The organism is Flavobacterium sp. Arc3 (assembly GCF_041431375.1).
In the GTDB taxonomy this organism is placed as follows: domain Bacteria; phylum Bacteroidota; class Bacteroidia; order Flavobacteriales; family Flavobacteriaceae; genus Flavobacterium.
Genome location: NZ_JASMRI010000008.1, coordinates 175,674 through 181,892, shown reverse-complemented (window position 1 = coordinate 181,892; position 6,219 = coordinate 175,674). Strand labels below are relative to the sequence as shown.

4 protein-coding genes are annotated in these 6,219 nt (G+C 33.1%); all 4 read right to left on the bottom strand.

What is annotated here, in order from left to right:
• Positions 1-35: 35 nt before the first annotated feature.
• Positions 36-1,481, bottom strand: coding sequence for a beta-N-acetylhexosaminidase (locus QO200_RS07975; protein ID WP_371538512.1), 1,446 nt, complete (start codon positions 1,479-1,481; stop codon positions 36-38).
• A gap of 160 nt (positions 1,482-1,641) precedes the next feature.
• Positions 1,642-3,885 (bottom strand): GH92 family glycosyl hydrolase, encoded by a 2,244-nt coding sequence (locus QO200_RS07970; RefSeq protein WP_371538510.1) that lies wholly within the window; start codon positions 3,883-3,885, stop codon positions 1,642-1,644.
• A 10-nt stretch (positions 3,886-3,895) separates the two neighbouring features.
• The gene (locus tag QO200_RS07965) at positions 3,896-5,008 is read right to left on the bottom strand and encodes a family 10 glycosylhydrolase (RefSeq protein ID WP_371538509.1); all 1,113 of its coding nucleotides are present in this window, start codon (positions 5,006-5,008) and stop codon (positions 3,896-3,898) included.
• Positions 5,009-5,044: 36 nt separating this feature from the next.
• Complete coding sequence (locus QO200_RS07960; protein WP_371538507.1) at positions 5,045-6,202, bottom strand: glycoside hydrolase family 18 protein; 1,158 nt, start codon at positions 6,200-6,202, stop codon at positions 5,045-5,047.
• Positions 6,203-6,219 lie beyond the last annotated feature (17 nt).

Sequence of the window (6,219 nt, the reverse complement as noted above, 5' to 3'; positions counted from 1 at the left end):
AGGTGGTCATTTTGAATTGGAATCAGGTGGTCACTTTAAATTGGAATTGGGTGGTCAATATCACTGGAATTTGCAGTCATCGACTCCACAACAGGATCAAAAGCATATACTTTATTTAAAGGTAAAAAAGCATTAAACGCTAAAGGCTCTTCATTTTGAGGACCTTGGTAAAAATTAAAATAGCAATGCGATTCCGGTGTCATAATTACATCATGTCCTTGCTCAGCGGCTTCAATTCCGCCTTTAGTTCCTCTCCAGCTCATAACAGTTGCTTCGGGAGCTAAACCACCTTCTAGAATTTCATCCCAACCTATTAATTTTTTATTTTTGGAGATGATGAATTGTTCAATTCGTTTTATAAAATAACTTTGCAATTCGTTTACATCTCTTAAGCCTTCTTTTTGAATTCTTTTTTGGCAATTAGGACAGGTTTTCCAATGGTCTTTGGTAGCTTCATCACCACCAATATGAATATATTGTGAAGGAAAAATTTCCATTACTTCAGTTAGCACATTTTCTAAAAACTCGAAAGTACTTTCTTTGCCGACGCAATAAATATCAGTAATGGGCCAAACTCCTCCCGAGGGGGCACCAATGGCATTTTCAAAACAAGACAATTCAGGATACGCCGCAATCGCTGAACTTACATGCGCCGGCATTTCGATTTCAGGAATAACTTCTACATTCTTGGACTGTGCATATTTTACAATCTCTTTTAACTCTTTTTGGGTTAAAAAACCACCATATGATCCTTTATCCGTTGGACTATTTACCGCTCTAGCATTCCAGGCTTTGTATTCTTGATTAACCCTCCATGCACCAACTTCAGTTAATTTCGGGTACTTTTTAATTTCGATCCGCCATCCTTGATCATCTACTAAATGTAAATGCAGCACATTCATCTTATGCATCGCTAGACGGTCAATAGTTTTTAAAATATATTCTTTATTAAAAAAATGTCTTGATAAATCAAGCATCAATCCGCGCCATTGAAAGCGAGGTTTGTCTTTTATATCGATTGCAGGAATTTCCCATATTGTATTTGCAACTACGATTTCACTTTCTATTGCAATGGGCAATAATTGTCTCATAGTTTCTAGACCATACATAAATCCAGCACTCCCTTTAGCAGTAATAACTACACTTTTTTTAGAAACTTTCAATTCATAAGCTTCTTTTTCAAAACTATCATCTATTATTAATTGAACAAAATTACTTTTAGGTGCTTTTAAAACAACAGCAAATTTTAGTCCCGAAGCTTTTTCTAATTTGTTAATTAATGCGGAAGTAATATCTCTTTGAGCATTATCATTAATGACAAATTTTGTTTCATTTGAAAATCCGAACACTCCATCAGAAAGCACCATTTCATTTGGTTTCGGAATGATTTGGATCTCTTTTTGAGTAAATACTTTTTGCCCTAAACAAACATTGGTAACTGCAATAAACACTATAATTAATAAGCGGTTGACTTTATTCATTTTGGTTTCTATTAATTTTTAATTAAACGGTGTAATTTAAAAATGGTAGCACAACGCTTTTAATCTAAGAAAATAGTGTTCTTTTAATCACACAATCTCTACTAACAGTCTCTATCTAAAATTGCACATCAATTTGTTTTTTGCATTTTTTTATATTCAATTAAAAAACTGATGATGACAAAGCCATGGTATTACTTGTCTTTTTATTTGGAGTACTCCCCATTTTAAAGGTCAAAGTCCCTCCCTTTTCTATTTCTTTATGAGTAATATAGTATCTGTCGATTGCTTTACCGTTTAATGTAATAGATTGTATGTAGAAATTCTCATCACTATTGTCAATTGTTTTTACAATAAATTTATTCCCGTTTTCTAAATTAATAGTTGCCGATTCAAACAAAGGTGAGCCAAAAGCATAAATTCCTTGTGCTGCATTTACAGGATAAAAACCGAGAGAACTAAATACATACCAAGAAGACATTTGGCCGCAATCTTCATTACCACAGTGTCCGCCGGGTGTGTTTTTATATTGTGTCTTTAAAATTTCTCTTACTAATTTTTGTGTTTTCCAAGGTTTATTTACATAATCATACAAATAAGCTACATGATGACTTGGCTCATTCCCGTGGGCATATTGACCAATCATTCCCGTACTAAAAACAGGAAGTTTATCCTCTGGCAACGGATCTAAACTGAACATAGTATCTAACTTTTTATCAAAAGCATCTCTACCACCAACTGTTTTAACTAAGCCTTCAATATTTTGAGGAACAGACCAGAAATATTGCCAAGCATTACTCTCACAAAAATAGGCGCTATACTCTTTAGGAATAAAGTCACTTATAAAAGTTCCATCTTTTAATTTTGGTCTCATAAACTTACTTTTAGAATCATACAAATTCCTCCAGTTTTCAGAACGCTTTAAGAAATAATTATAATCAGCTGTTTTATGCAGTGCTTTGGCAAACTCTGCTAAACACCAATCATCATAGGCATATTCTAAGGTTTTTGATACTGACCAATTCTCGTTTTGATCTCCTACAGGAACATATCCTATTTTCTTATAAGCATCTAACTCTCTTGAATTAACCATCGAACTTTCTTTGCACGCTTTATACGCCAAGTCAACATCAAAATTCTTTATACCTTTTAAGTAGGCATCGACAATTACAGGTATAGCATGATTACCAATCATCATATTCGTTTCGTTTCCTTGCAATGACCATACAGGCAACAATCCTGTTTCTTTATAATGTGCCAATAAGGAATTAATCATATCAGAAACTCTCGCTGGATGTAAGATTGTATACAAAGGATGTGCCGCACGGTAGGTATCCCATAATGAAAACGTATCATATCGATCAAAACCTTCTGCCTTCATTACTTTTCCATTAGCGCCTTTATATTCTCCGTTATGATCACTTAAAAGTGTGGGAGCTAGCATGGATTGATACATCATTGTATAGAAAATTTTCTTATCGTTTTCATTAGATGTTGTAACCTCTATCTTATGCAGTTGCTTCTCCCAAATAGAATCTGCTTTAACTCTATATTTTTCAAAATCAAAATCAGGAGCTTCAATCTCTAAAGATTTATATGCTCCTTTAATAGAAGCGGTAGACAAACCTGTTTTTAAAACAATAGCTTCATTATCTTTAGTCGAATAATTCAATATTATTTTTGATTTTGTTGCAATTACTGGACTGCTTGCCAGTGTATCACTTTTAAATATTTGAAAAGACTTAAAAGGCTTTGAAAGTTTTATAACAAAATAAAGGCGCTGATCTTTTGCCCAACCCGTAGACATTCTATATCCTTCAATAGTTGTATCGTCAACCACACTTAAATGTGTTTTAGTAGGAGCATCCCAGTTTAACGCATATCCTAAGTCAATATTAATTTGAGATAAAGTGTCTTTTGGGAATGTATATTTATGAATTCCAGTTCTAGCCGTTGTGGTAAGTTCTGCCTTAATACCATAATCTAGTAAATCTACCGTATAATATCCTGGTGAAGCCTCCTCTTTATCATGAGAAAACTTAGAAAAAGGCATATAATTATTTTCGGCAATTTTTTTAGTGAATCGACTATTTGTAGGCATTACTAGAATGTCGTATAAGTCTCCTGCACCTGTACCCGTTAAATGTGTGTGTGAAAAACCAGTAATAATAGAATCTTTATAAAAATAACCTGCAATCCTATCCCATCCTGGAACACCAATATCTGGACTTAATTGAACCATTCCAAATGGAACTGTAGCTCCTGGATAGGTATTTCCAGGACCGTCTGTACCGATAAATGGGTTAACAAGACTCGTTAATTTAATTTGCTCAGATGTTGTTTTTTTCTTGCAACAAATTAATAAAGATGTGAATGCTACTAAAAATATAAAACCAAGTTTTCTCATTTTTTTATTTTTATTTTAGGCTTGCCTTAGTTTCTTTTATCGTTTTTAGATTTGCCACTGTTAAAGCCGAACCATCAAAAAATGTAATTCCTTTAGCGCCATTTTCTTTAGCTAAAACAATCGCTTCTTTCAGTTCCTCCTCTGATTGTAATCCAGGGATATAAACTCCAGTGTTAATTCTAATTTTGGTGTCTTTTAAATCAGATACACCTTGTTTTGTTGCATATCCTATCCAATCAATTTCTTCATTATAAAAGTTATGATAGATCATAGGGTAAACTTCATCAATATTCCATTTATCCCAGCGTTGACGTACCATGTGGTCTGCCATTTCTGGATAAGGAAATACCGCAGCTGTTAATTTTTTATTGTGTTTATGTACTATTTTGTACGCATCGTCAACCACTGCTTTAATAGCATTTAATCTAAAGTTTTTCCATTCCATATCGATTGAGGTGTTTTTACTTTCTCTCGGATTTTTATGGTGTAATTTTTCAAAAGCAGCAATACAAGTATCACAATAACAGAAGTCGTATTCTGGCATTTCAAACTCTTGTTTTAAGTTATACTTAGGCAATAATCCTATTGGCAAAAAAATATCTGGAAAACGAATATAATCTAAATGCACACTTTCAATTCCATCCACTTTTGCCAAACCTTCAACTAGACTTAGTACATGATTTCTAGACTCTTTCCTTGTAGGGCAAAGCCATTGGTAATAGTCCACATAGGGACGAGTATCAAAACACGATTTCCCATCTTTACTAACCATATACCACTCTGGATGCTGGAGCGCAATAGAATCCCCAGGACGATTCATTGCCATAATCCAGGCATGAACTTTTAATCCTTCTTTTTTAGCTACAGGAACTAATCGTCTTAGAAGTTCAGCATCTGTGTTTGTATTAATTAAAAGAGCGTCAATTCCACCCTCTTTGTATTTTTTAAATTCAGTTGCATAAAAAGCATCCGATTTTTTAGCATCTGCACTTATCCACGCACCAAACTGAAAAGCTTCTTTTGTTTCTTCCTTGCCTTCGGTTAGATTTGAATCTTCGCCTCCTATTTTACTATTGCACGCTATAAAAAGTAAGCCAATTATAAATATTGCTGTATATTTCATCTTCAATGGTAATTAATTAGTTTATAATTCATTTTATCATTTTTTAATACTTTCAAAAAGTTGCTCTAATAATTCTTTGTTATTATCTAAGCTATATTCCCAAAACATAACACCGCCAAGTCCCTGCTGTTTAATAAATTCTGATTTTAATTTTATTTCTTTTGGTGTTTCATAAGATATAAAAACACGGTCTTCTGCGTTCCATAAATAGGATGCTTTTGCCTCTTTATCATATAATTTTTTAAATTTTCCAGACTGCATTTCTTCGGCTATTTTCCAAGAAGAGATAATATCATTTGCCGTTTCGGCAGACTGATACAGTCCATTGTTTTCTGGTGATACCTTTTCCCATTTTCTACCGTAAAAAGGAATTCCTAGAATAAGTTTTTTCGCAGGAATACCCACTTTTAGTAACCTAGTAATTGTACTAGCTCCGTTATTCCCAACAAATTTCACATCACTAGAAGGGTATAAATTACCATGGTGTCCTGTTTGATGAAACGGTCCACTATAAAAATCGTAGCACATCACATTTATAAAATCAAGATATTGATGCGCCTTTTTTAAATCAGTATGATCAATGTACTTTTGATTTGCTCCCGCTGCTATAGTTAATAAATAATGTGTTTTAGCAACTTTATCCTGAATGTCTAATTGTTTTCGTAATTCACTCAATAATAAGGTGAAATTTTCTTTATCAGCAGCTCTAAAAATATTATCCTCCCCAAGTTGCCCTGGATATTCCCAGTCAACATCAATACCATCAAAATCATAGGATTTCATTAATTTAACCGCACTTTTAGCAAATTTTTCTCTTGAATCACTATAAGCAGCAATATCTGAAAATTGATCTGACCAAACCCAACCGCCTATTGAAAATAATACTTTCAAATTAGGGTTTTTCTTTTTAAGATGCATCAAGCTACTGATTTTTATACTATCTGTAGCTAACTCAAATTGAACAGCTCCATCAACAATATTCGCGAAAGCATAATTAATATGTGTCAACTTTGCGGCGTCAACTTTTGCTGGATCAAAATCTTCATAACCCGCAACGTAACCTATAATTTTTAAGTCTTGGTTTTTATTTTTCTGATTTTTTTCTAATGAAGAACAAGCAAAAAAACTGCTTATAATTACGATTATAAAACTTGATCTAATTAATGTATTGTATTGTTTAAAAAGAGTCATCATTACGATTTATTTAAAAT